The sequence below is a fragment of the Veillonella sp. 3627 genome (genome assembly GCF_003992195.1).
In the GTDB taxonomy this organism is placed as follows: domain Bacteria; phylum Bacillota; class Negativicutes; order Veillonellales; family Veillonellaceae; genus F0422.
The window spans coordinates 132,604-158,063 of sequence record NZ_RQVG01000002.1 but is presented as its reverse complement, the minus strand read 5'-3'; the positions used below and the strand labels follow the sequence as shown (position 1 = coordinate 158,063).

The 25,460-nt window shown below is 41.2% G+C and carries 20 protein-coding genes; all 20 read left to right on the top strand.

Features of this window, described 5'->3' with window-relative positions:
* The first annotated feature begins 1 nt into the window (after position 1).
* The 20 genes from EO114_RS02025 (at position 2) to EO114_RS01925 (ending at position 25,304) form a co-directional block, all read left to right on the top strand.
* The gene (locus tag EO114_RS02025; protein ID WP_126940679.1) at positions 2–2,404 is read left to right on the top strand and encodes a Tex family protein; all 2,403 of its coding nucleotides are present in this window, start codon (positions 2–4) and stop codon (positions 2,402–2,404) included.
* Positions 2,401–2,841 (top strand): signal peptidase II, encoded by a 441-nt coding sequence (lspA, locus tag EO114_RS02020; protein WP_009353699.1) that lies wholly within the window; start codon positions 2,401–2,403, stop codon positions 2,839–2,841. Before EO114_RS02025 ends, lspA begins: the two co-directional genes overlap by 4 nt.
* An 8-nt stretch (positions 2,842–2,849) precedes the next feature.
* Positions 2,850–3,767: an RluA family pseudouridine synthase gene (locus tag EO114_RS02015; protein ID WP_126940678.1), complete on the top strand. Its 918-nt coding sequence runs from the start codon at positions 2,850–2,852 to the stop codon at positions 3,765–3,767.
* Positions 3,768–3,778: 11 nt separating this feature from the next.
* The gene (pyrR, locus tag EO114_RS02010; protein WP_127061222.1) at positions 3,779–4,294 is read left to right on the top strand and encodes a bifunctional pyr operon transcriptional regulator/uracil phosphoribosyltransferase PyrR; all 516 of its coding nucleotides are present in this window, start codon (positions 3,779–3,781) and stop codon (positions 4,292–4,294) included.
* Between the two features lie 18 nt (positions 4,295–4,312).
* The gene (locus tag EO114_RS02005; RefSeq protein WP_127061220.1) at positions 4,313–5,038 is read left to right on the top strand and encodes a DUF554 domain-containing protein; all 726 of its coding nucleotides are present in this window, start codon (positions 4,313–4,315) and stop codon (positions 5,036–5,038) included.
* A gap of 309 nt (positions 5,039–5,347) precedes the next feature.
* A complete protein-coding gene (locus tag EO114_RS02000; protein ID WP_009353674.1) occupies positions 5,348–5,692 on the top strand; it encodes a nitrous oxide-stimulated promoter family protein in 345 nt (114 codons plus the stop codon).
* Positions 5,693–5,908: 216 nt separating this feature from the next.
* Entirely contained in the window at positions 5,909–6,907 is a 999-nt protein-coding gene (locus EO114_RS01995) for an iron ABC transporter permease (RefSeq protein ID WP_126940676.1), read from the top strand.
* Between the two features lie 15 nt (positions 6,908–6,922).
* Complete coding sequence (locus EO114_RS01990) at positions 6,923–7,666, top strand: ABC transporter ATP-binding protein (protein WP_127010727.1); 744 nt, start codon at positions 6,923–6,925, stop codon at positions 7,664–7,666.
* A gap of 22 nt (positions 7,667–7,688) precedes the next feature.
* Positions 7,689–8,687: an ABC transporter substrate-binding protein gene (locus EO114_RS01985; RefSeq protein WP_127061218.1), complete on the top strand. Its 999-nt coding sequence runs from the start codon at positions 7,689–7,691 to the stop codon at positions 8,685–8,687.
* Positions 8,688–8,918: 231 nt separating this feature from the next.
* Positions 8,919–12,455 carry a cobaltochelatase subunit CobN gene (locus EO114_RS01980; RefSeq protein WP_127061216.1) on the top strand — a complete coding sequence of 1,179 codons (3,537 nt, stop codon included), beginning with the start codon at positions 8,919–8,921 and terminating at the stop codon, positions 12,453–12,455.
* A gap of 10 nt (positions 12,456–12,465) precedes the next feature.
* Positions 12,466–13,404 carry an ATP-binding protein gene (locus tag EO114_RS01975; RefSeq protein ID WP_127061214.1) on the top strand — a complete coding sequence of 313 codons (939 nt, stop codon included), beginning with the start codon at positions 12,466–12,468 and terminating at the stop codon, positions 13,402–13,404.
* A gap of 38 nt (positions 13,405–13,442) precedes the next feature.
* Positions 13,443–15,359 (top strand): VWA domain-containing protein, encoded by a 1,917-nt coding sequence (locus EO114_RS01970; protein WP_127061212.1) that lies wholly within the window; start codon positions 13,443–13,445, stop codon positions 15,357–15,359.
* A 92-nt stretch (positions 15,360–15,451) separates the two neighbouring features.
* Entirely contained in the window at positions 15,452–16,480 is a 1,029-nt protein-coding gene (gene hemE, locus EO114_RS01965) for a uroporphyrinogen decarboxylase (RefSeq protein ID WP_127061210.1), read from the top strand.
* Positions 16,467–17,387, top strand: a complete 921-nt coding sequence (gene hemH / locus EO114_RS01960) for a ferrochelatase (protein ID WP_164723739.1) — start codon at positions 16,467–16,469, stop codon at positions 17,385–17,387. The genes hemE and hemH overlap by 14 nt, the downstream gene beginning before the upstream one ends.
* Before the next feature lies 1 nt (position 17,388).
* Positions 17,389–19,569, top strand: coding sequence for a protoporphyrinogen oxidase (hemG, locus tag EO114_RS07960; protein ID WP_240629046.1), 2,181 nt, complete (start codon positions 17,389–17,391; stop codon positions 19,567–19,569).
* Between the two features lie 264 nt (positions 19,570–19,833).
* Positions 19,834–20,625, top strand: a complete 792-nt coding sequence (locus EO114_RS01945) for a Cof-type HAD-IIB family hydrolase (protein ID WP_127061208.1) — start codon at positions 19,834–19,836, stop codon at positions 20,623–20,625.
* A gap of 19 nt (positions 20,626–20,644) precedes the next feature.
* Positions 20,645–21,559 (top strand): RNase adapter RapZ, encoded by a 915-nt coding sequence (gene rapZ, locus EO114_RS01940; protein ID WP_009353656.1) that lies wholly within the window; start codon positions 20,645–20,647, stop codon positions 21,557–21,559.
* Positions 21,560–21,596: 37 nt separating this feature from the next.
* Positions 21,597–22,946, top strand: coding sequence for a gluconeogenesis factor YvcK family protein (gene yvcK, locus EO114_RS01935; protein WP_164723738.1), 1,350 nt, complete (start codon positions 21,597–21,599; stop codon positions 22,944–22,946).
* A 59-nt stretch (positions 22,947–23,005) separates the two neighbouring features.
* Positions 23,006–23,959 (top strand): DNA-binding protein WhiA, encoded by a 954-nt coding sequence (gene whiA, locus EO114_RS01930; RefSeq protein WP_127061206.1) that lies wholly within the window; start codon positions 23,006–23,008, stop codon positions 23,957–23,959.
* Between the two features lie 7 nt (positions 23,960–23,966).
* Positions 23,967–25,304 carry a hypothetical protein gene (locus EO114_RS01925; RefSeq protein WP_127061204.1) on the top strand — a complete coding sequence of 446 codons (1,338 nt, stop codon included), beginning with the start codon at positions 23,967–23,969 and terminating at the stop codon, positions 25,302–25,304.
* The last annotated feature ends 156 nt before the right edge of the window (positions 25,305–25,460 follow it).

The following is a 25,460-nucleotide window of genomic DNA, read 5'->3' as shown; positions in this document are numbered from 1 at the left end:
AATGGAAATACATGTAGTGATAGCCCAAGAGTTAGGGGTAAAGCCACATCAAGTAGAAGCAGCCATTACTTTATTAGATGAGGGTAATACAGTACCATTTATTGCACGGTATCGAAAAGAAGTGACTGGTGAGTTAAAAGATGAGCAATTGCGTGACATCGAAGAGCGGATGAAATATTTGCGCAACTTGTTACAAAGAAAAGAAGAAGTCACTAAGTCTATTGAAGAACAAGGCAAATTGACGGACGAACTATCCGCAGCGATTACGAAAGCGATGAAATTGCAAGAATTAGAAGACTTGTATTTGCCATTCCGTCCGAAAAAACGTACTCGTGCGTCCATGGCCAGAGACCGTGGTTTGGAACCGTTGGCACAGGCATTGTTCACAACGGCTACAGAAGAAGAGTTACGCCAAATGGGAGCAGAGTACCTTAATGAAGAAGTGCCTACTGTGGAAGATGCCTTACAAGGGGCGATGGATATTGTAGCAGAAGAAGCGAGTGAACGAGCAGATATTCGCCAATATTTGCGTAAAGCTATGTGGGAAACTGGTCATATGAAAACGGAGCTAGTAGGCGAAGAAGAAGTAAACCAAGGATTCTTACAGTACAATGAAGAATACAAAGAACCCATTCGCCAAGTCCCATCCCATCGTGTATTAGCGATGAACCGTGGGGAAAGCTTGGGCGCTTTAAAAGTTAGCTTTGTGGTACCGGATGAAACATTTATCCAATATATGGTAGACACTGTGCAAGGTACTGCAAGGGTAGAGCATTCGTATATTGCTGAGGCTATTGCTGATGGATATAAACGACTATTGTATCCATCGTTAGAGCGTGAAACACGAAATGCAATGACAGAGCAAGCAGAAGAGCAGGCCATCAAAGTATTTGGTACGAACTTGCGCAATTTGTTGCTCCAAGCACCTTTATCTGGACATGTTATTATGGGCTTAGACCCAGGATATCGTACAGGTTGTAAAATGGCCATCATTGACAGGGAAGGTAATGTCCTAGATTATGGGGCTTACTATCTTACGATGAGTGATAAACAAGCAGAGCGTGCCAAACAAGAATTGGCTAAGAAAATCCGTCAATATGGTGTTACTTTGATTTCTATCGGCAATGGTACTGCTTCTTATGAAACAGAGCAATTTACATCTGCTATGATTGCTGAAGAAGGCTTAGATTGTCATTATATTATTACTAATGAAGCAGGTGCCTCTGTATACTCCGCTTCTAAGTTAGCTATTGAAGAATTGCCAGATTTAGATGTATCTATCCGTGGTGCCGTATCTATTGCGCGCCGTGTACAAGACCCATTGGCGGAATCTGTGAAGATTGATCCAAAATCAATCGGTGTTGGTCAATACCAACATGATGTGAATCAAAAACAATTGGGCGCCACCTTAGATCAAGTAGTAGAAACGGTGGTAAACCATGTAGGGGTAGAGCTCAATACAGCGTCTCCAGCGATATTGAAGCATGTGTCTGGTATTTCTAGCACCGTGGCGAATAATATTATTGCTTACCGCAAGGAACATGGTGCTTTTACTAGTCGTAAGCAATTGTTGAAAGTAGCACGTTTAGGTCCTGCCGCCTTTACACAATGTGCCGGTTTCTTGCGCATCGGTAAAGGGGAGAACCCTTTAGATGCGACGCCAGTTCATCCAGAGTCTTATGAGATTGCCCAAGGAGTGCTAACACAGTTGGGGATGTCCTTAGACGATTTACGTAATAAAGCGACACTGGAAACGGCCAAAGCGAAACTGCAAACGGTGAATGTGGAAGAGTTGGCGAAACAGCTAGATGCAGGTGTACCGACGGTGCGAGATATTGTAGAAGCCTTGCAAAAACCAGGTCGTGACCCACGGGAAGATTTACCAGCACCGATGACTCGGAAACAAATTATGAGTTTGGAAGATATTCAAGTCGGTACCGTGGTAAAAGGAACAGTTCATAATGTGGTGGACTTTGGTGCCTTTGTAGACTTTGGTGTGAAAATCAATGGACTGCTGCATAAAAGCGAGTTTTGTGCCTATCATGAACATCCATCTGATGTATTAGCAGTAGGAGATATTATCGAAGTAGAGATTATTTCTGTCGATGCAAAACGGAACCGCATTGGTTTATCCATGAAACGAGAAAAACCAAAAGATCCAAACCGTCAAGGTCATAGACGCAATGGCGATGGAAATCCCCGTCGAGATACACCACGTAAGGATGGTCAACAACCAAAAGGCGAAAGACAACAGGGTCGAAACTCTAACAATGTTAAGGATATAAGAAGTGGCTCAGGTAATCCTATTCGAGATAGAAACAATCGTGGAAAAGGGCAAGAAAAAGAGCAGGACTTAGGCGCTTTATTACAACAATGGGCTGACCGTGGAGGACGTAAACGATGATCTATATCATAAGTATCTTGACCTTCCTATTGGATCAAGTAGCAAAATGGTATGTACGTAGCCACTTTCGGTTAGGTGAATCTGTGCCAGTTGTACCTGATGTTTTTCATTGGACCTATATTGTGAACCATGGAGCAGCCTTTGGTATGTTGATGCACCAACGATGGATATTGTTGTTGGTAGTGGTGCTTTTGTTAGGCGCTATGTACGTAGGTCGTAAGAAATTAGCTATGGCACCGTTATATGCACGAATTGGGACAGGCACGCTCCTAGGTGGTGCCTTGGGCAATGCCTGGGATCGTTTGTACTTAGGTGGTGTAGTGGATTTCTTTGATTTTCGAGTATGGCCTATCTTTAATATTGCGGATATTGGTATTTGCATTGGTGTACCTTTGTTGATTCTATATTTTTGGTCCTATGAAAGCCAAAAACAGTGAGGTAAATAATGGAAACAAAACAATATATAGTAGAGGCTCAAGATGAGGGTACACGATTAGATGTGTACCTCACGAGAGAGCTTGGTCAGTCACGTAGCTATGTGCAATCCTTAGTGAAAGAGGGAAATGTACAAGTGAATGGCAAAACAGGAAAATCAAATTTGAAACTTTCAAAGGATAGTGAAATCAGCGTTACTATTCCTGAAGTGCACGAAGTAGAAGTAGAACCAGAGAACATTCCACTGGATATTCTATTTGAAGATTCGCATATGATTGTCATTAATAAAGCTCGTGGTATGGTGGTACATCCAGCGGTAGGCAATCATTCAGGGACACTGGTGAATGCTTTGCTATACCATTGTAAAGATTTATCTGGCATCAATGGAGAAATTCGCCCTGGCATTGTGCATCGATTAGACAAGGATACATCTGGTGTGATGATGGCAGCCAAACATGATGAATCCCATTTGGGCTTAGCAGAGCAAGTGAAAGAACATAGTGCTACAAGAACCTATTATGCATTAGTACAAGGCAATATTGCAGAAGAAAAAGGGACTATCAAGGCTCCTATTGGTCGCCACCCTAAAGATCGTATGAAAATGGCGGTGGTCTTTGAAAATAGTAAAGACGCAGTGACCCATTTCCGTGTACTAGAACGATATGGCAAGCACACATTAATAGAATGCGAACTAGAAACGGGAAGAACTCACCAAATTCGTGTACATTTAGCGTATATTGGACATCCTGTGGTGAATGATCCGTTCTATGGATTCCGTAAAATGGATTTTCCTATTGTAGGGCAGGCCTTGCATTCTAAAACATTATCTGTGAAACATCCTATCACAGGGGAAGCCTTACACTTTGAAGCGCCATTGCCGGAAGATTTTTTGGCATGTATTGAGTATGCGAAAGAGCATAATCGATAAGGAGTGATACTATGGAAGAACGTATCTTAATTGATGAAGCTGGTATGATGCGAGCCATTCGTCGTATCGGGCACGAAATTTTAGAGCGTAATAAAGGATTATCCAATGCTTTAATTATTGGCATTGAGTGCCGTGGTGTATATATAGCAAAACGATTACAAGCTCAAATTGAAGCCATTGAAGGGATTCAAGTAGATGTGGCAACAATGGATGTCTCCTTGTATCGAGATGATCGGAGCAATCAACCGAAGGAAGGGCCTCCGTTTACGATGGATACGACGGGTAAAATTGTGATTCTTGTAGATGATGTATTATTTACAGGTCGTACGATTCGATCTGCATTGAATGCCCTTATGGATGCAGGTAGACCGAGTGCCATCCAATTAGCTGTATTAGTGGATCGAGGCCATCGGGAACTACCTATACGAGCTGACTATGTAGGGAAAAATATTCCTACATCCCACTTGGAAACGGTGCAAGTTCGTGTGCACGAAGTGGATGGGGATGATAGTGTAGTGATTTTTTAGAAAGATGAGGAACAACCAATGCATGGTATGGGAACCATCCTTAATGTGGTGTTGATTATTTGTGGTAGCTTATTAGGACTCTTTATTCGACATCGCATGAAAGAAAATTTAAAAGAAACGCTCATGATGGTGTGTGGGATCATTATCCTTCTATTAGGTATGAGTGGCACTATGCAATATATGCTAGTTATTGTTAGCGACAGTTTGCATACAACAGGACCTATGATGATGATTATCTCTATGGTACTAGGGGCGATTATTGGGGAATTGATTGATTTTGATCGTCGTATTACAGCCATTGGAGAATGGTTGAAGTTGAAAACAGGTAACAGTCGGGACCCACAGTTTACCAATGCTTTTATTACGGCATCCATGACATTTACCGTAGGAGCTATGGGGGTCATCGGTTCTATTCAAGATGGTTTGACTGGCGATTACAGTACGATGGTTGTCAAAAGTATTCTAGATGGTATTATTGTAATGGTCATGGCATCTTCCATGGGAAAAGGGGCTTTGTTCTCCTTTTTACCAGTGGGGATTACCCAAGGGATGATTACGGGTTTAGCTCATTTAGCGGCACCGCTTATGACTCCAGAGGCGATTGATAATTTATCCTATGTGGGCTCCATCTTAATTTTCTGTGTGGGAATTAATGTATTGTGGCCCAACAAGATTCGTGTGGCTAACTTGCTACCAGCAATATTTATAGCAATATTCATGACATTCTTGCCGATTACACTGTAAATTTTAGGGGGACTATAAATATCCTTTATACTATAGAGGAATAGTGAGTGCAACATTCCATACGGCATATTAGATAGGGATTATATGATAGAGGAAGGTTGAGTATAGGTACTCACTTTCCTCTTTTTACTTTCATAAAAGCTAATGAAAAAAATACAAGTTGAGCCTAGTAAAATTATGGATAGCGGATTTTTGCATGTGATAGAAAACATTGAGTCTATGTTAATGGCTGTGATAGAATAAACATACAAAAATGTGCGGCATAGATAGTTGTAGACATACTGAGCATTAAATAGTGAGGAGTTAGTGATGAAAGAACGTGAGAAACAGCAGGCTATCGAAGATAAGCGATTAAAAGAATTAAAAACGGTGCGCAAGATGATAGAAATCTACTGCAAAGGACAGCACCGACGTAAGTCCGGTGAGCTCTGTGAAAGCTGTGCAGAATTGATGCATTATGCAGAAGCAAGGGTAGAGCGATGCCCGCATATGGAAGAAAAAACATTTTGCGCCATGTGCAAAACACATTGTTACGCACCGACCTATCGGGAACGAATTAAAGAAGTCATGCGCTACAGTGGTCCTCGTATGTTATGGATACATCCAATCATGACGATACGACACATATTGTTAGGGAAAGGTCTGTTGAAATAATATGTGACTGAAATTATATGTTACAGTAATATGTCATGGGAATTGTGACGTGTTAAAAATCAAGTAAACACCTTTACACTATATCGAAAATTATAGTATACTATATATAGACAAAAGAGCGCCCATAAAAGGTTGCTCTTTTTTTACTGTAGGAGGCACGAATTTCGTGAGGGAAACTCCTAAGCGTATATTGGGTATAGTTAAAGGGCGTATAACATGAAATTAAAAATCGTAGGATTATTGATCTTACTGGTGATTTCACTCGTAGTAGCCCCTCAATTTGGGGCTTCTTTCATACCGGTGTGGGATATGTACCAGGCATTTACCAGTCCAGTGCCAACAGATGAGATGAAAATGTTGAGCACCATTGTGCAAGATATTCGCTTGCCGCGGTTGTTGTATTCGGTACTGACAGGGATTGGATTATCTTTAGTAGGGGTTCTGATGCAAACAGTAACACGCAATGCACTAGCCGATCCTTATGTTTTAGGTGTCTCGTCAGGTGCTAGTACAGGAGCGGTCTTTGCCATCATTATGGGAGGATTACCATTCTTGGCATCTTATAATGTGCCATTCTTTGCGGCTTTGGGAGCAGGTATTTCCATCTTGTTGGTGTTACTCTGTGTGGGACGTAGCCAAAGTCCAGTAAAATTAATTTTAATTGGTATGGGTATGACAGGTATTTTCTCATCCATTACGATGATGATTATTTATGGAGCGAAGCACGAAGCACAAGTACGAAGTGCTATGTTCTGGTTGCTCGGTAGTTTTGCAGGCATTCAGTGGAGAGACTTACCATTAACAGCCATTATCATTGGTTTGTTGATGTTCTATATGTACATGTATAAACAGGATTTTGACGTCCTCTTATTAGGGCAACAAGAAGCGAAGCAAATGGGCTTATCGGTGAAATCCTTGCAATTATCTATGGTCATCGTATCCTCTGTGGCTATCGCTACCTTAGTAGCAAAAGTAGGTGTAGTAGGCTTTATGGGCCTTATTATTCCGCACTTGGCACGCATGGTTGGGGGCCCTAAACATGGACGATTACTGATTTTTGCGCCACTCATTGGTAGTATTGTGATGATCTGGGCGGATGTACTTTCACGAGCTATGTATAGTCCCGAAGAGATTCCTATCGGTGTATTGACGTCCTTACTAGGGGCACCACTATTTATTTGGATTATTATGACGAGATACCGTCATCAAGGTTAGACAATAGGAGGGACTATGTACGAGGTAAATTCTTTGTCCTTTTCCTATGGAAAACGACAAATTTTAGATGATGTGAAGCTCAGCTTTCCTAAACATAAAATGACGGCTATCATTGGACCTAATGGTTGTGGTAAATCGACACTTCTTGGACATTTGAGCCAATTGCATCCCACTGATGCGATTACATTGGATGGTGTGCCTTTACAAACCATTGATGGCCCTACCTTTTCACGGAAGGTGGCAGTGCTAGCACAAATGCATGATGCTATGATCGATGATTTTTTAGTGAAAGATATTGTACTTATGGGACGATATCCTTATAAAAGTCATTTTGGAAATTATACAGCGGAAGATGTTGCCATTACCCAGTCCTATATGGATCAAGTGGGGGTATCCCATTTGGCAGAAGAGGAAATGGGACATTTGTCGGGTGGTGAACGGCAACGTGTGTTCATTGCAAAAGCATTGACACAACAAACAGAGGTATTATTGTTAGATGAACCAACAAATCATCTAGACATGAAATACAAGGTAGCGCTCATGAAAGAATTGCAAAACTTTTCGGGTACAAGTATTGTTGTTCTCCATGACCTAAATCTAGCGGCGCGCTATTGCGATCACATCGTGTTGATGAAAGATGGCAAAGTGCTAAAAACGGGGGCCCCACAAGAGGTGTTAACCCCAGAGTTGCTGGAGCCTATTTTTGAAGTGCCTTTCCATGTGTCTATGGAAGAGGGCGTATATCATTTGTATTACTAATTAAGGTAAGAAAGGGAAGATTATGTTAAGTAATTGGAAACAATCTAAAGGCTTTGTATTAACAGCTTTAGTATGTGGTGCTTTGGCAGTAGCAGGCTGTGGTTCTGAAAAAGAACAAGCAAAAACTGGCACAGAAGTGACTTGGAATCAAACATTTGAAGGCAAACAAACAGAATTTGCTGTGAAAGAATCTCCTAAACATGCCGTATCCATGTCTCAGTTTACAACAGAAATGATGTTACAATTAGGCTTGGAAGATAAAATGGCGGGTACAGCTTTCCAAGAAGAAGAAATCTATCCACCATTACAAGAAGCCTATGGCAAAGTAAAAGTATTAGCTGAAAAATGGCCTTCTTATGAAGTGTTTATGTCTGTAAAACCTGATTTCGCTACAGGTTGGGAAGATTCTTTCAGTAAAGAAGGTATCCCTGCAGATAAAATGATTGCTCAAAAAGTAAACATTTGGATTCCAGAGTCTGCTTTATCTACACAAGCTGACTTAGAAACTAATTTCAAAGATATGATTAAATTAGGTGAAATCTTCGGCGTGAAAGCAAAAGCAGAAGAATGGGTAAAAGGTCAACGTGCTTTGCTAGAAAAAGTACAAGCTAAATTGAAAGACCTTCCACATAAACGTGTATTCGTATATGACTCCCAAGATGGACAACCTTTCACAGTATTCGAAGGTTACACAACTAACGTATTGCGTTTAATCGGTGCTGATAACGTAATGAGTGGTTTAGGGGTAGATAAAACTTGGGCGAAAGGTTCTTGGGAAACTGTAGTTCAACAAAATCCTGATTACATCATAATTCCTGACTATGGTAATTCCATCCGCAACGATGATGATTTCCAAGAAAAAGTAGCTAAAATTAAAGCTGACCCTCAATTACAAACAATTAAAGCGGTACAAGAAAATCATTTCATCCGCGTAAAATTGTCTGAAATTACACCAGGCGTTCGTACAGTAGAAGCGTTAAAACGTCTAGCTGAAGAAATCCATGGTATCCATATTGACTAATTAGATAGTCTTATACATAGTAAAAGCCGTCACAATAGTGACGGCTTTTTTTGTATGTTTTACTTATTACTTCGAAATATAGTATTATTTAAGTATAGAGAGTATATGCTGATTAATATGTACTACATAGTGATTCACTATGGGCAGTGGATATACACTTGGTAATAAAAATCAACTATAGGAGGCAGTAATGATGAAAGGGAAGGCATTACGTATTGTGGTGAGTACGATATGAAACATTCTATATTACTCATTACGTCTATGACGAAGCATTGGCAATGGGCTAAAGAAATAGAACAGAAGTATACAGATGAGACTATGTCCTTGGGCATAGTCTTTCTGTCATCTGAAAATATAGAGTTAGAAGATGTTCAGAGGGCGATTGATGGTACGGATATAGTACTATTTACTCATGTAGGCAGTACCTTAGATACTCCTTTGGTAAAAGGGATTCACAAATATATTACACAGAAACAAGTTCCTTATGTATTACTATTCCATGATTCAGCGTCGGATGTACAGCGATATGGTATTGCAGATGAAGACATCGGCCAAATTCAAGCTTATTTACATCAAGGAGGAACAGAAAACTTTTATGGACTGTGCCAATATATGCTATCCTTACAAGGTTATACAGGGCCAGTGGAACCGGTGAAAGAACTACCATACCAAGGTATTTTAGGCAGACAAGGGGAAGTGTATCCATCCTATGAGGCATATCGTAAGGACTATGATCATGATGGTCCAGTGGTAGGCATTTTCTTCTATCGAGATGAATGGGTGCAAGGTCAATTAGACTATCCCTATGCACTGTATGATCGTGCATTAGAACAAGGGTTATCGCCGGTATTAGTATTTGGTCAATACAGCAGTAAATCTGGTGGACAATTGCGGTGGTACGATTGTTGGCACATGTTGTTTGATCATCAAGTGAAAGAGAAAATATCTCTCATCATTAATACATGCAAGTTCTCCATCATTGGCTTGCAGGGGGCGAGTCGTGATGAAATGACGGATTTAGGAATCCCTATCGTGCAGGGCTTTGTTACCTATACTACTCTTGAAAGCTGGCAAACACGTTCACAAGGGTTAGAGCCTATGGATATATCCTTTTCCTTGTCATTGCCGGAAATAGATGGCATTTTAAACGGTCATATTGTAGGGACCAGAACGTACTCAGAGGAAAGAGGCTACTATTTCAAACCATATCCTGAAGGGATTCAAAAGTTAGTAGACCAAGCCAAACGATGGATTGCATTGCAACAGAAACATAGGTCAGAAGTAAAGATTGCTCTATTCCTTCATAATTATCCTCCCAAAAATTCACATATTGGCAATGCCTGTGGGCTAGATACGCCAGAATCTGTACTACGGTTGTTGCAAGAATTACAACAGAACGGATATACAGTAGATGGTATCCCTCAAACGAGTGAAGATCTAATGATGATACTGACCAAACATGCTACGAATGATGTAGATTGCTTGACCGATTCAGCCGTAGAGAAAGCCCCGAAACTACCGAAAGAAGTGTATAGGACGTGGTTTTCAAAGCTGGATAGTGCTACCCAAGAATCACTACTACAACATTGGGGACAGCCTATAGGAGAGATTTTTGTAGAAGATGAGGAACTCATTATTCCAGGAGTGCCCTTTGGCAATGTGTGGGTATTAGTACAACCGCCACGTGGATTTAGTGATAATCCAGATGCTTTGTACCATTCGCCGGATATTCCGCCTACGCATCACTATGAGGGAGTATATCATTGGGTGCGTACTGTATTTCAAGCCGATGTGGCGATTCATATGGGGACACATGGTAACTTAGAATGGTTGCCCGGTAAGGGAACGGCTTTAAGTTCCTATTGTTACCCTCAGTTAGGTATCGAAGATATACCTAATCTCTATCCGTACTGGACAACCATCGTTGGTGAAGGCATTCAAGCAAAACGGCGTAGCCATGCTGTTTTACTTAGCTATTTATCGCCACCTATGAAGCGTTCCGGTTTGTATGGTGACTATGAAACGCTAGGACGGTATTTGGACGAATATGACCATATGAAAGCGCAGGAAACAAACCAAGAGCAAGTGGTACTAGGGTATATATTATCATCCGTGAAAGAGTGTCATTTAGAGCACTTGTGCGAACCCTTCGACTGGTATCAAGAGGGCGGTCAGGCACACTTTGTGGCAGATAGATCTGTCAGTGAAGAAGAGTGGCGTGCCTTAGCTGACTCCATTCATGTAGACGAGGTAGAAGAACTGTTAGGGGATATTCATAACTATTTGATGGACATCCAACATCGTCATATTCGTTGTGGCTTGCATATTTTAGGGCAAAATCCAACTACAGAGGAAGAAGCTGGGTATATAGATGCTTTCATAGACATGCATGGTGTGCCAGATGATGCACAGAAAGAAACGCTGTGTGAAACTTACCTCGCAGGGTTGCGCCAAACCACAGAAGAAATGTGCCAATTATTACGAGGTTTAGAAGGAAACTATATTCCACCTAATATCGGTGGGGCTGTTACTAATGGTGGTATCGGGGTGCTACCGATGGGGCGCAATTTTTATGGCGTTGATGAACGGACCTTGCCGACCGTGCCTGCCTATGCCATCGGTTGTGAACTAGGCGATGCATTGCTCAATGAATATATTCGAGAAGAACAGCGATATCCAGAGGAAATCGGTATTGTCTTGTGGGCAGACAACACGCAACGCACTCATGGACAATGTATTGGTGAAGTATTCTATTTATTGGGTGTACGACCAGTTTATACAGGAAGTCGTGTGTCCGATTTAGAAGTTATACCTCTCGAGGAATTAGGGCGACCACGCATCGATGTAACAAGCCGTATTAGTGGACTATTCCGAGATATGATGCCTTCCGGTGTCATGTGGATTGCAAAAGCGGTGCAAATGATAAACGCCCTTGATGAAGATCATAGTGTGAATTACGTAAAAAAACATATAGACCTGGATACAGCTGCATTAGTAGAAGACGGTATGGACTATGAAGAAGCTATCAAGGCTACTACGATTCGTGTCTTTGGGGATGCACCAGGTGCCTATGGGGCAGGAGTGAATCAAATTCTAGAACAAAGCAACTGGTCTACTCGTGAAGATTTAGCCAATGCCTATGTCACCTGGGGTGGCTATGGATATGATGAGCAAGGGGAAATTATTCCAAGCCATCAACAGTTTCGCAAGCGATTAGGTTCCATCGAAGTGACTGTGAAAAATGAAGATAACCGAGAGGTGAGTTTGTTAAGTACAGATGATTTCAATGCCTATCATGGTGGGATGATCGCTGCTGTGGAGGCGGTGAAAGGTATTAAGCCGAAATCATTTATAGGAGATACCACGTATCGTAAAGATATTTTGGTGCGTTCCTTAGAAGATGAAATTCAGCGTCAGTTCCGTAGTGAACCAATGAACCCTATTTTTATAGAGGGCATGATGAAACACGGCTACAAGGGGGCAGCGGATATGGCTTCCTATGTACAACATACCTATGAATGGGACGCCACTAGTGATATGATTCAAGATTGGATGTATGATGCCTATACAGACGAGTATGTCATGAATCAGGACGTACAGGACTGGATGCGCCAAGTCAATCCTTGGGCATTAGGGGCCATTTGTACTACTTTATTAGAAGCAGAACAACGAGGACTTTGGAAGACCAGTGCGGAACGTATAGAAGGATTGCGCGATGTGGCAATGTCCTTGGAAGATGATCTAGAGGGGTATTATGATGAAACGTAAGGAGACTAACATGAGTACTATATATCCTTTTACAGCCTTAGTAGGACAAGATCAAATGAAATTGGCCTTACTCCTCAATGCGGTAGACCCACGGGTAGGTGGTGTATTGATACAGGGTGATAAGGGAACGGCAAAATCGACGGCGGTACGAAGCTTAGCCAAGGTGCTGCCGATGCATCGTGATGGCACACCGATGAAAGTGGTTGACCTTCCATTGCATTGCACGGAAGACAGATTGGTGGGAACTTTGGATATTGAGCGGATGCTGCAAGAGGGGAAGCAAAAGTTTTCTCCAGGCATTTTATTTGAGGCTCACGAAAATATTCTCTATGTGGATGAAGTCAATTTACTAGAGGACTACTTAGTGGATACATTGCTAGATGTGGCGGCGATGGGTGTGAATCGGGTTGAACGTGAGGGCATTAGCCATAGTCATCCATCACGATTTATTTTGGTGGGCACCATGAACCCCGAAGAGGGGGCTATTCGTCCGCAATTGTTGGATCGCTTTGGTCTATCGGTGACTGTGAAAGCAGAAACAGATGTAGCATTGCGGATGGAAGTATTGCGTCGTCGATTGGCTTTTGAAGATACACCACAAGCATTTATTGAGTCCTACAGGAAGGACGATGAAGCGTTGCGTAAAACCATTGAAACAGCGCGTAAAGCGTTGCCTACCATTGGGGTAGATGCAAATCTATTAGAATTGATTGCCAATATATCTATTACCCTAGGCGTAGAGGGACATCGTTCAGATATTACCTTGCTCAATAGTAGCCGTGCTTTGGCGGCCTTACAGGGGGAGCCCCATGTGACCATGGATCATCTGAAACAGTTGACACCGCTTGTGGTATCTCATCGGATGAAGCGGAAACCTTTTGAGCAACGTGAATTTGATGAAACTATGTTAGAGAATCTATGGGCCACCTATGAAGGGATACAGAAGTAGTAGAATCATCAAAGATTTTGTTAAAGGAGGTGAATGGTATGAGTGTACAACTGAATACAGGCATTCACCTCTTTTTGCAAGAACCTTTGTTGCGGACATTACTGATTTCAGGTGAAGTGGGAACGGGAAAAACGTATGCTCTGTTACAAGCATTGCTTGATAGGGGCCGAACCTATACGACGATTACATCCCACACAGATGTGAGTGCTATGCAGGAAGCAGTGGATATACAAAGGACCTTAGAAACAGCTCAAATTGTAAAACAAGCACATCCTTGGGACGTGTATGACTTGCTTATCTGCGAAGGATTGGATCACTTTGACCGGTCCATGTGGTTACGGATTCTTTACGAGCAAAATCATCGGTACGAAGCAGGAAGACCGCTACAAATCATTGGGACCTATACAGGAACAGAAGGGCTATCGCAATGGGTCTATGATATGGATTTGTGGATACCCATAGAATCCCCAGATGTGGATACTAGAGTGCGGATCCTAGCAGATAGAGACCATGCAGATATATATGAGAACGGTACGACTTGTGAAAGTTACCACAGGGAGGGAATATCAGTAGATGTATATGGAACTCATGGAGAAGAGTCGATTTGTTCTAAGGGGAAATTAATGGATGCACCTGGAATCCCAAACGTGCATGATAGCATATATACATATATTTCCAGTTTAGTAGAGAGATTCAACATTTCCTTTATGGGCATGGAATATATTTTACTAAAAGCGGCCATAGGTCTAGCTAGAGAAAAAGGCCATCAATTTGTGGAGCCAGCTGATGTAGAAACAGTACTTCCATGGACATTACCACAGAAAATGAAGAACCTAGTGAACCCTCGGATACAGCAAGATAGAGAGGCACAGGATTCATCTGACCGAATGCCATCCAATGAGGCAAGAAGGGAACAAGAGAAAACGAAAGAGGTCAGTTCAAACCGAGAACAAGAGGACAATAGCTCACAAGGTATGGATAGGGAAAAGGACCGTGATGAGACAATAGGGAAGGGGCCTCAGGGGATGATGACAGATAGCGATGAAGCTCATGATGGACAATCAAAAGAGGAAACCACTCTGGAACTAGATCAGACAGAAGTGGAACTTGACACTAGTCATGATGGAACAGAGGAAGAAACAGATACTAACGGACAAGGTCAACGTAAGCCCAATAGAGGTAAGGTAGAGGAGTCCTTTGCACTTTCAGAAGCAGTGGAAACGCAGGTGTTACATTTATATGGGATGTTGCAATCTGGGCTGGCAAAGAAACACATAGACATCAGTGATGACGGTCGAGGCCCTAAGGTACATCGTCAAGGAACTATGGGGAGAACCATTGCATGGATACCAACGATAGTACAAGGGATTGTACGCAGTCGGAAAGTACCGATTCGGCTAACTATAGAAGATATCAGATATGCTATGTATCAGGAAATACCAAAAGAAGCCATCTATTTAGTAGTTGATACAAGTGGATCTATGGGGCAGAGACAACGATTACAGGGGGCAGAGAAGTTACTTTCGCAATTGGTACAGATGATGTATGTAAAACGACAGTATGTATCGCTCATCACCTTTCAAAAGCATGGGGCGCAATGTGTGGTGCCGCTGACACAGCGAATTGAGACCATCCCCAAAGCATTGGGAGAAGCTCGTATTGGGGGCATAACGCCCTTTGTAAAAGGTATTGAGGAAGCGGTCAAACAGATAGGCAATGACATGTCTCAAATGGGGCATGTACAGGCAAAGGTTGTAATTATTACAGATGGGAAGGTCACCTCACAAGCACTGCAGGGACTAGACGACATCGGTAGATGGCTTGCGAATCAGGGAATACAAACGACGGTTATCGATACAGACACCAGTTTTGTACGTATGAACCGTGCCAAAGAAATTGCTCATATGTTAGGAGCAGAACTTATAAATATTTCTCAATATAGAGCATATAACTAGTGATAGAATATATAGGTAAATACATGCGCTATATGCTACAATAGAGTATAGAATCCAAGTTTGGTTTGGTAAAAGGTAAGGTGTAATTATATATGGAAAAACGACAGGATTATTTGCAAATGATTGCAGGTGAGTCAGTGTCCCGCAGACCGGTTTGGTTTATGCGTCAAGCGGGGCGAAGTCAAGCGGCGTATCGCAAGATTAAAGAGCGATATAGCCTATTTGAGATTACTCATCAACCGGAATTATGTGCAAAAGTAACAGCTCTTCCCGTTCATGAGTATGATGTGGATGCGGCTATTTTGTACAAAGATATTATGACTCCTTTGGTGCCTATGGGCGTAGATGTGAACATAAAATCTGGTATAGGGCCAGTGATTTCTAATCCCATTCGGTCCAAAGATGATGTGGAAAAGCTACGGGATATTGTGGTAGAAGAATCATTGGACTTTATGGTGAAAACGATCCAAATGTTGACGAAAGAAATGCTTACAGTTCCCTTAATTGGCTTTGCAGGAGCTCCTTTCACATTGGCTAGCTATATGATTGAAGGTGGCCCTTCTAAGAATTACCAGAAAACTCGTCAATGTTTAGTGGCAACCCCTGAGATTTGGCATGCTTTGATGGAGCGATTGACTACTATGTCCATTACTTATATGGAAGGTCAAATTCAGGCGGGTGTGAATGCAATTCAAATTTTTGATTCATGGATTGGAGCCCTTTCCATGGAACAATATGAAAATGGTGTATTTCCGTATATGAAACATATTATTGGGACTATTAAAGAACGATATCCTCATATTCCTATCACTATGTTCGGCGTAGGTACTAAGCATTTATTCCCAGTGTGGAAAGAATTACCATTAGATGTAATCGGTTGCGATTGGAGATGCTCCATTGCAGAAGCAAGTGCGATGGGCATCAAGCAAACATTACAAGGGAATTTGGACCCTGCCTATTTATTTGCAGATTGGAAGACAATTCAAGGTGAAATTGATCGTATTTTGGCAGAAGGTGCTGCTCATGGAAAGCATATTTTTAATTTAGGCCACGGTGTTGTGCCAGATGCGAATCCTAAAGTATTGCGAAACATAGTGGAGTATGTACATGACAGAGGATAAAGAGATACAACAAGTTTGTGTATTGGTATTAGATTATGGCTCTCCCCGCTCCTTAGAAGATGTGAAAACATATTATACCCGCATACGGAGAGGTCACGGGCCAAGTGACAAAGAATTACAAGGATTGCGACATAAGTATGAACGCATTGGTGGACAATCTCAGTTAATGGAGTCTACCGCATGGCAAGTAGAGCGGTTACAAGAAGAGTTACAAAACGAACTACCCTTTGCAAAGGTAACGGTGGTACAAGCACATAAATATATAGAACCACTCATCGGGGATGTAGCGAAGGAATTGGGCCACTATGATACAGTAGTGGTACTTATGATGAATCCTTATGGAACAGACATATTAAATGCATCCTATCTAGAGCCACTGAAACCGTTTATGAATGACCGATGGAAGGTAGTACAACATTGGGCAGATATACCGACATTAGTGCAATCTTGGACAGACCGAGTACAGAAGACTATGCGTACATTGCCTATTACGGCGAAACCGCTGTATGTCTTTACTGGACATAGTGTGCCACTGATGCAAGGAATTTCCTATGATGGATATGTGCATAGCTTACAACGGGTGATGCAATCTATAGCAGATCAATTGGTGTTGCCCAATGCTACCCTAGCTTGGCAAAGTGCAGGCACTCGTGGGGAATGGCTAACACCTACGGTAGAAATGGTTACGGAACAAGCGGGCGCAGAAGGGCATACCCATGTGGTATATATGCCTATCGGCTTTACTTGCACTCATATGGAAGTATCTTATGATTTAGATGTGGAACGTCGTGAACAATGTGATCACTTAGGTATATCTTATGTGCGAGTGCCTATGCCAGATCGTGACACTCTCTTTGTGAAAGCCATGGCGCATGGTGTATTAACAGCTCTCTTGAAGGAGGGATAATATGAAAGTAGCAATTATTGGTGGTGGTCTAACGGGCTTATCTGCAGCGTATTATATGGGCAAAGCATTTCCTAACTGGGACATTCATGTCCTAGAATCTTCGAATCGTTGGGGTGGAAAGGTACAAACAAAACGTCGCGATGGCTATGTGGTAGAAGTGGGGCCTGATTCGTATTTAGCCAGAAAAACATCTATGACAGATTTGGTACAGGAATTGGGATTAGGTGATACCTTGGTACGTAATGCTACGGGAGAATCCTATATTTATCATCAAGGTCAAATGAAGCCTATCCCTGGAGGATCCATCATTGGCATCCCTACAGAATTTCTTCCTTTTGCTATGTCTAGCTTATTAAGTTGGTTTGGTAAATTACGAGCTGGATTAGATATTTTTAAGAAACCATATCCAGGAAATGAAGATATGAGTATCGATGCCTTTTTCCGGTATCATTTAGGGGATGAACTAGTCAATTTATTAATTGAACCTCTCTTATCTGGTATCTACGGTGGAGACTTAAAACGCTTAAGTTTACTGGGAACCTTTCCAGAATTTCGTCAATTAGAACAAAAGCATGGAAACTTGGTCAAAGGTATGATGGCTATGCAAGGTATGCGCAAACAATCTGGGGCGGCTACCGAAGGACAATTTGCCCAATTAACGGGAGGTTTAGAATCATTAGTAGATGCTCTTGTGGAACAAATGCCAAAGAACGTTTCTTTGCACACATCGACTGAGGTGCTAGAGGCATCATACACAGATAAGCTCTATACAGTGCAAACACAAAACGGTACAGACTCCTATGACCGTCTTGTGATTACTACGCCACCTAAAGCCTATGAAAAATTTTTTTTGGGAGATGAAAAATTTGAAGACTTGCGGCATATGGAACAATCTTCTTGTGCCATTGTCATTATGAGTTTGCCGAAGTCAGCGTTTACAAAACCATTGCAAGGCACAGGCTTTGTGATTACTCGCAGCACAGAGACGCCATTGACGGCATGTACTTACATTTCTAGTAAGTGGCCACAAACGACACCACAAGACAAGGTGGTACTACGCGTCTTTTTAGGGAAACCTACAGACTCTACGGTAGATACGCACAGTGAAGAAGAACTGTGTGAATTGGCGCTTTCAGAAATACGAAATATATTGAAGTTTACAGGAAATCCAGAATGGATGGAAGTGGTACGGTTACAAAAAAGTATGCCCCAATACGAAGTGGGACATAAAGACCGAGTGGCAACCCTCATGGGCCATGTCCAAGAACACTATCCAGGATTGGCATTAATTGGAACTCCATTTAAAGGGGTCGGCATGCCAGATGGCATCAAACAAGCCTATGAATTGGTAACAGTATGGAAAGAAGAAACTAAGGAGGTAGTTCCTATGGATACACATACAGAATCTGTTCATGCAGGCGCAATACCTATGCATGGACATACTACAGGACTAGAAAAAGTGCCTGAAACGTACGAAGGTTGGTTTAGCTTACACGCTAATTATTCCATTAATTTTGAAAAATGGAGAAGCTGGTCCGGTGAGCAACAAAGTGAAGCATTGCAATCTTTCAAGGCGTTTATTGGAAATTTAGAAGCAGCTCATGAGGCCCATACAAGTAGCTATGCTATGTACCAAATCAATGGTCACAAGGGAGATATTATGTTTTGGTTCTTGCAACCAAGTTTGCAAGAGTTGAACGAAGTAGAATTGACACTAAAAAAATTACCAATCTTTAGTGTATTACAGCCAGAATCTTCTTTCGTATCTGTTATTGAAGTAAGCAATTATGTGAAATCTCCGAAGGACCATCCAAAAGTGCAAGCCCGGTTATACCCTAAAATTCCTAGATTGGCTTGCATGTGTTTTTACCCTATGGCTAAGCAACGTAATTTAACAGATAATTGGTATATGCTAGATCGTCAAAGTCGTGGTAGTATGATGCGTTCTCATGGTCAAATTGGTAAAAAATATGAGGACACTATCAAAGAGTTTACGACGGGTGCTTTTGGCATGGATGATTGGGAATGGGGTATTACATTGATGAGTGATGATCCAATTCAGTTTAAAAAAATCGTCAATGAAATGCGATTTGATGAAGTAAGTGCTCGTTTTGGTATCTTTGGACCATTTACGATTGGTACTATTCTAGATATGGATGGCATAGATCATCTGTTTTCTTAATACATCAATAGGGCATTAAACTATAAAGAAATACAATTGCGACAGGTTTGCATACTAGTACTATGCTAGATTGTATAATCTGTCGCGATTTTTTAGGGTCTTCGTCAATGTAGTAGCTGCACATCTAAGAGTCGTAGCTAACATCTATGGTTGTGTCATCTTTTGTATCATGTTAGATAGAACTGTTTGTATCTTAGTGATACTTATGCAGTAGTTATGTGTGGTTATATGGTATAATGAAAGATATGATAAAGGAGTGATATCATGAAATTGTTAGCTATAGACTTAGATGATACGCTGTTACGTGATGATAATACCGTGTCTGATTATACAAAAGCAGTGCTAAAAAAAGCACAGGACAAGGGAATTGAGGTACTCATTGCTACAGGTCGAATGTACCAAACGGCATATCCTGTAGCACATCGCTTAGGCTTAGGTGATGTACCGATGGTACTGTATTCTGGCGGTGTCATCCAACGTGTAGAAAGTAAAGAACTCATTTGGGAACGAGCTATACCACCGGAGGTAGCGCGCAAAGTATTAGCCATCACGAAAGAGCATAATATCTATATTCAGTCCTATATTGATGATGAATTATTAGTACACAGTGAAACAGAGTTTTCTCGTCTCTATGAAGAGATTACAGGTGCCAAGGCTGTGTACGTAGGAGATGCTATCTATGCCCCTCAAAAGGGAACGAACAAACTATTAGTGGTGGAAGAGCCTGAACGTATGACAGAGGTGATTGCTATACTTTCCAAAGAAGTTGGCCACATGGTTGAGTTAGTTCGATCCAAAGTGAATTTCCTAGAAATCGTGGCACCTCACGTGTCCAAAGGGGAAGCTTTGGCTTTCATGGGCGAGCGATTGGGCATCGGTTTAGAAGATATGGTATCCTTTGGTAATTCAGAAAATGATATTTCTATGTTACAAGTAACAGGCCATTCTGTGGCAGTAGGAAATGCAGAGGAACATGTGAAGACAATTGCCAAAGAAGTATGCGACACAAATGAAAAAGATGGCGTCGCTAAATGGATTGAAGCGAATGTATTATAAAATTTTGTAGGAGGGCCTCATGGAAGGGTTTCGTTTAATCATTGTGACCGGTATGTCCGGAGCAGGTAAAACACAAGTGATGCAAGTTTTGGAAGATATGGGATATTTCTGTATCGACAATATTCCTCCTGTGTTGATTCCTAAGTTTAGTGAAATTTGTCGTCAAAGTGCAGGCACTAAAGTGAGTCGAGTAGCCTTAGTGGTAGATATCCGCAGTCGTGAATTTTTTGATGATTTAAATAGTGCCTTAGATGATTTGACGGCTATGAGTGTGCCTTATGAAATTGTGTTCATGGAAGCTAGCGATGATACTTTGATTCGCCGGTATAAAGAAACACGTCGTAGTCACCCCTTGGCACCATCAGGTCGTATTAGTACAGGGCTGTCACAAGAACGGGCACTTTTGGCGGATGTACGTAGCAAAGCGGATCATATTATCGACACCACAAATATGAAAACATCTGCCTTGAAATCATTTATGCGCCGTACTTTTAGCCACGTGAAAGAACAAACAGATGGCATGGCTATTACAGTGGTAAGTTTTGGTTTTAAATTTGGTATGCCTAATGATGCGGATATGGTATGGGATGTGCGATTCTTGCCGAATCCGTATTACATTCCTGAATATCGTCATAAATCGGGGCGCGTACCAGTGGTAAAAGAGTATATTCACTCCTTTGAAGTGACTGATGAATTTAAAAAGCATTTCTTTACTACACTAGATTTCCTTGTGCCAAACTATGAACAAGAGGGAAAAAGCCAATTTGTGGTAGCTGTAGGCTGTACAGGCGGTATGCATCGTAGCGTAGCAATGGCAGAGGCATTATATGCACATTTGAAAGAAAAAGGCTGTAATGTTTCTGTGGAACATCGTGATATGATGCGTAATCATGTAGAAGAAGATGTGAATCCACGTTCTAGATTAGATCTATAAAGAAAGGAGTGGGACGATTCCTTCGTCTCTCAAGCCTATGAAATATAATAATTGGATGCGCTGGTTTGCGCCAGGCATTAATATTAAGCGGTGGCTATTCCTATTTTCTTTAGGCACGATTTGGCTGGTAGTGGGTGTCCTTATGATGATGAACTACCAGTGGATTAGCAACTTTGAAGATATTTTCTTAGAATTTTTATTCCATCTTACAGGCTCCTATAACTATACGGTCATAGCCAGTCTTGGTTTAGCAGGTATTGTGGCGGGTATGGTAGCTATGTTGTGGGGGATACGTAAGCTCATTCAGACCATTGTGAATGCGATTTTGCCTAATACAGAAGATGGTGTGAGTGATTATATTTTTGAAAAAATTCGCTTAGGACAAGGACCAAAAATCGTAGTGATTGGTGGTGGTACAGGATTGTCTATGCTATTGCGAGGGCTAAAAAGTAAAACCACGAATTTAACCGCTATTGTTACAGTAGCAGACGATGGAGGTTCTTCTGGTCGGTTACGAGAAGATTTTCAAATGATTGCTCCTGGAGATTTACGCAACTGTTTAGTAGCATTAGCGGAAAAAGAAGGACTTATGGAAGAACTATTCCAGTATCGATTTACTAAAGGAGCAGAATTATCGGGCCATAGTTTTGGGAATTTATTCTTAACAGCAATGACTCAAGTGCTGAAAGATGATGTGGAAAAAGCCTTAGAAGCCTCTAGCAAGATCTTGCGAGTTCGGGGACGTGTTATTCCATCATCTACAGAAGAAATCAAACTGATTGCTAAATTGACGGATGGTACCATCGTAGAAGGGGAAAGTAATATCCCTAATGCGGGTAAGCCAATTGCGAAGGTCTATACTGAGCCACATAGACCATCTCCTGTAGGAGCTGCCTTGCAAGCTATTGATGAAGCCGATGCCATCATTTTAGGCCCGGGCAGTTTATATACTTCGGTAATGCCGAACCTATTAATTGATAAGGTAGCGGATCACATTGCTAACTCTAAAGCGGCTAAGATTTATATTTGCAATGTGATGACGCAGCCAGGTGAAACAGATGGGTATACTGTGTCTGACCATGTGAAAGCCATTGAAGCACATAGTGAGGTGGGAATTATCGATACAGTTCTTGTGAATGATAACAGAATCCAAGATGCCACATTAGAACACTATAAACAAGCGGGGCAAGAACCAGTAGACGTAGATATGGACGTGTTGCAATCGATGGGGATTCGGACAGTTCGTGCAAATCTTGTAGATAGTCAAGATAAAGCGGTCCACAATTCTGATCGGTTAGCGAAAGTGGTCATGGATGTTGTCTATGCTTTGCAGACGGATATTGAACCGCACATTTTAGAATATTACTTACAGCGAGAAGATCATTAAGTATGAAAGTAGAGCCTCTAAAGGCTCTATTTTCTAGTAGAAATAGTAAAGGAGAGGCTATGTCATTTGCAGAAGATGTAAAAAATGAATTGTGCCAATTTAAAACAGAAGATGCGTGGGCATCCAAGGTAGAGGCCTCTTGTTTATTACGGATGGGTGGGTCCATTTTACTAGGTATGCAAGGACGCGTAGGGGTACGTTTGGTGACGGCCAATAATGCAGTAGCTAGACGAGTGCTAGGAATTATTAAAGAACAGTATGATTTGCCTACTTCTGTGCTAGTGCGTAAAGGGCTAAACCTACGCAAAAAGAACATGTATACGTTGACGGTAGAGCCTACAGAACAGAGTCGTCTTGCTCTAGAGGAGTTACAATTATGGCCTGTGGATGCTATGATTCCAGATGAATGGTTAAAAGACATGGAATCACGTCGAGCTTTTTTGCGGGGAGCTTTTTTGGGATGCGGATCTGTGAATAAGCCACAAAGTGACTATCATTTAGAGTTTATGACTACAAAGGAAGACTTTGCAGATCAAATTATTCGTGTCTTAAAGATGTTCCGATTGCATGCTCGAAAGGTAGAGCGCAAAGAGGAGTTTGTAGTGTATTTAAAAGAAGGGGATGCGGTGACCTCTTGTTTACAAATTATGGGAGCTCAATCAGCCCTGATGAATTTTGAAAATGTACGAATTATGAAAGATGTACGTAACACCATTAATCGTCAAGTAAACTGTGAAACAGCAAATTTACAAAAAACGGTGAATGCAGCAGTGCGTCAATTAGATGCGATACGTATTATTGATAAGCATCAAGGTCTCGACTCCTTGCCAGTTCGTCTTTATGAGGCAGCTATATTACGTCAGGAATTTCCGGATGGTAGTTTGCAAGAATTGGTAGATGCCTATGAAACAAAGTACAAGCGAGAATTGACAAAATCTGGTATTGGACATCGTTTGCGTAAATTAGAAGCCCTCGCCTTACAGTGGGAGCCAGAGGGACTTACGATAGAATAGAGGTAGTATGAAATTAATGAATCGAATACAATGGAAACAATGGTTATTAGGGAGCATTTTAACAGTACTTGGGCTAGGCACTACGTATGGACAAGCACCGAGAACGGTAAATATTGATGAGTATACATTTACACCCTTAGAGGTAAAAACTGTTAAAGAGATAGATACTTTATTATTGTCCGATAGCCCAGAATATGTGAAAGAGCCTGGGATTGTAGGGGCAGGTACACTTCATGGGAAAAGTCGTATTTACTTTTATCATGTGAACGAACGAACAGAACCTATGAAAGTAGGTATTTTATTGGAAAATAAAGGAAATGCTCCAGCATTTGTAGAGATTGAACGAGCTATCTATGCGAAACCAAGTCCTGACTATTTTAAAGTGGGACGAGAGCTTTCGAAAAAAGAAGTGAATAGTACTGCATTAGATTTAGGTGCTTGGGCGAATGAAGGTGTAACGATTCCTGTTCGTTCTAAAGGATTACAACAAGAAATTAAAAAAGAAAAAGAGAGTCTTGCACAATCGAAGAAATTAAAGGCAAAAAAAATTGAAGAGGCAATTAAAAAGGATACTACATCAAGAACTATTTCATTAGTATCACACAATACTAGTGGTACAGAATTTGTATTACGCCCTGGGGAAGTGCGCCCTATTTTTACTGAGTTGGAAAAAGTTCTTATAAAAAAAGATGATTTATTCAGTGGTATTATCGATGTTTCTACTACGGAACCAGTATATGCATCTGTGGCGGTGATGGAACCTAAGTCAACCGTTACATATGGCTTGCCTTTATTACCAATTCATCCTATAGATGAAGTAGAGTTGCGTGGTACCTATGAAGGAATGCGTCGATTCCATGTGGTGGAACCGCAGTTTAATAGTGAAGCAGGCCCAGCTAGTTTTGAAATTGCCAATGATCGAGAAGATGCCTTTATTAGTGGTGTTGACGAGACTAGTAATAATAAGTCGGTAAAAAACAAAGGAAATTATGGTATTTCTAATGTATATGTGTTACACACAGAAGGAAATACTCCCTATGCCTTGTATTTTAATCCATTAGGTGGTGCTTTTAGTGGCACATTCAGGATTACATCTTCTAAAGGTGTACGCACCTATGATGTGCCTGTAAAAGGTCCGTATTTGGGACATGAAACTATTTATGACACACAGCTATTAGATGTATTTGATAGACCAGAAGATTTACTATTAGAATACATGTCACCAGGGGCGTCGAATTTGCCTGTTAGATTTTTGTTGATTCCACAAATTTCGGAACATGAGAATACAGATGGTAAGACATCGCAGTATATTACTAATTTAGTGAATAAAATTTTGGGAAAATAATCAAGTTTTTATATAAATAATCTAAAAAGATATCTTGAATTAAACTAAATATAAATTATTTTATATGAACAATTATTCCTATTAATATGCGAAACTATGCAAATTGAAATTTCACTGTTTAATTTAAAATAATCTAGATAGACAAAGTTTATATTG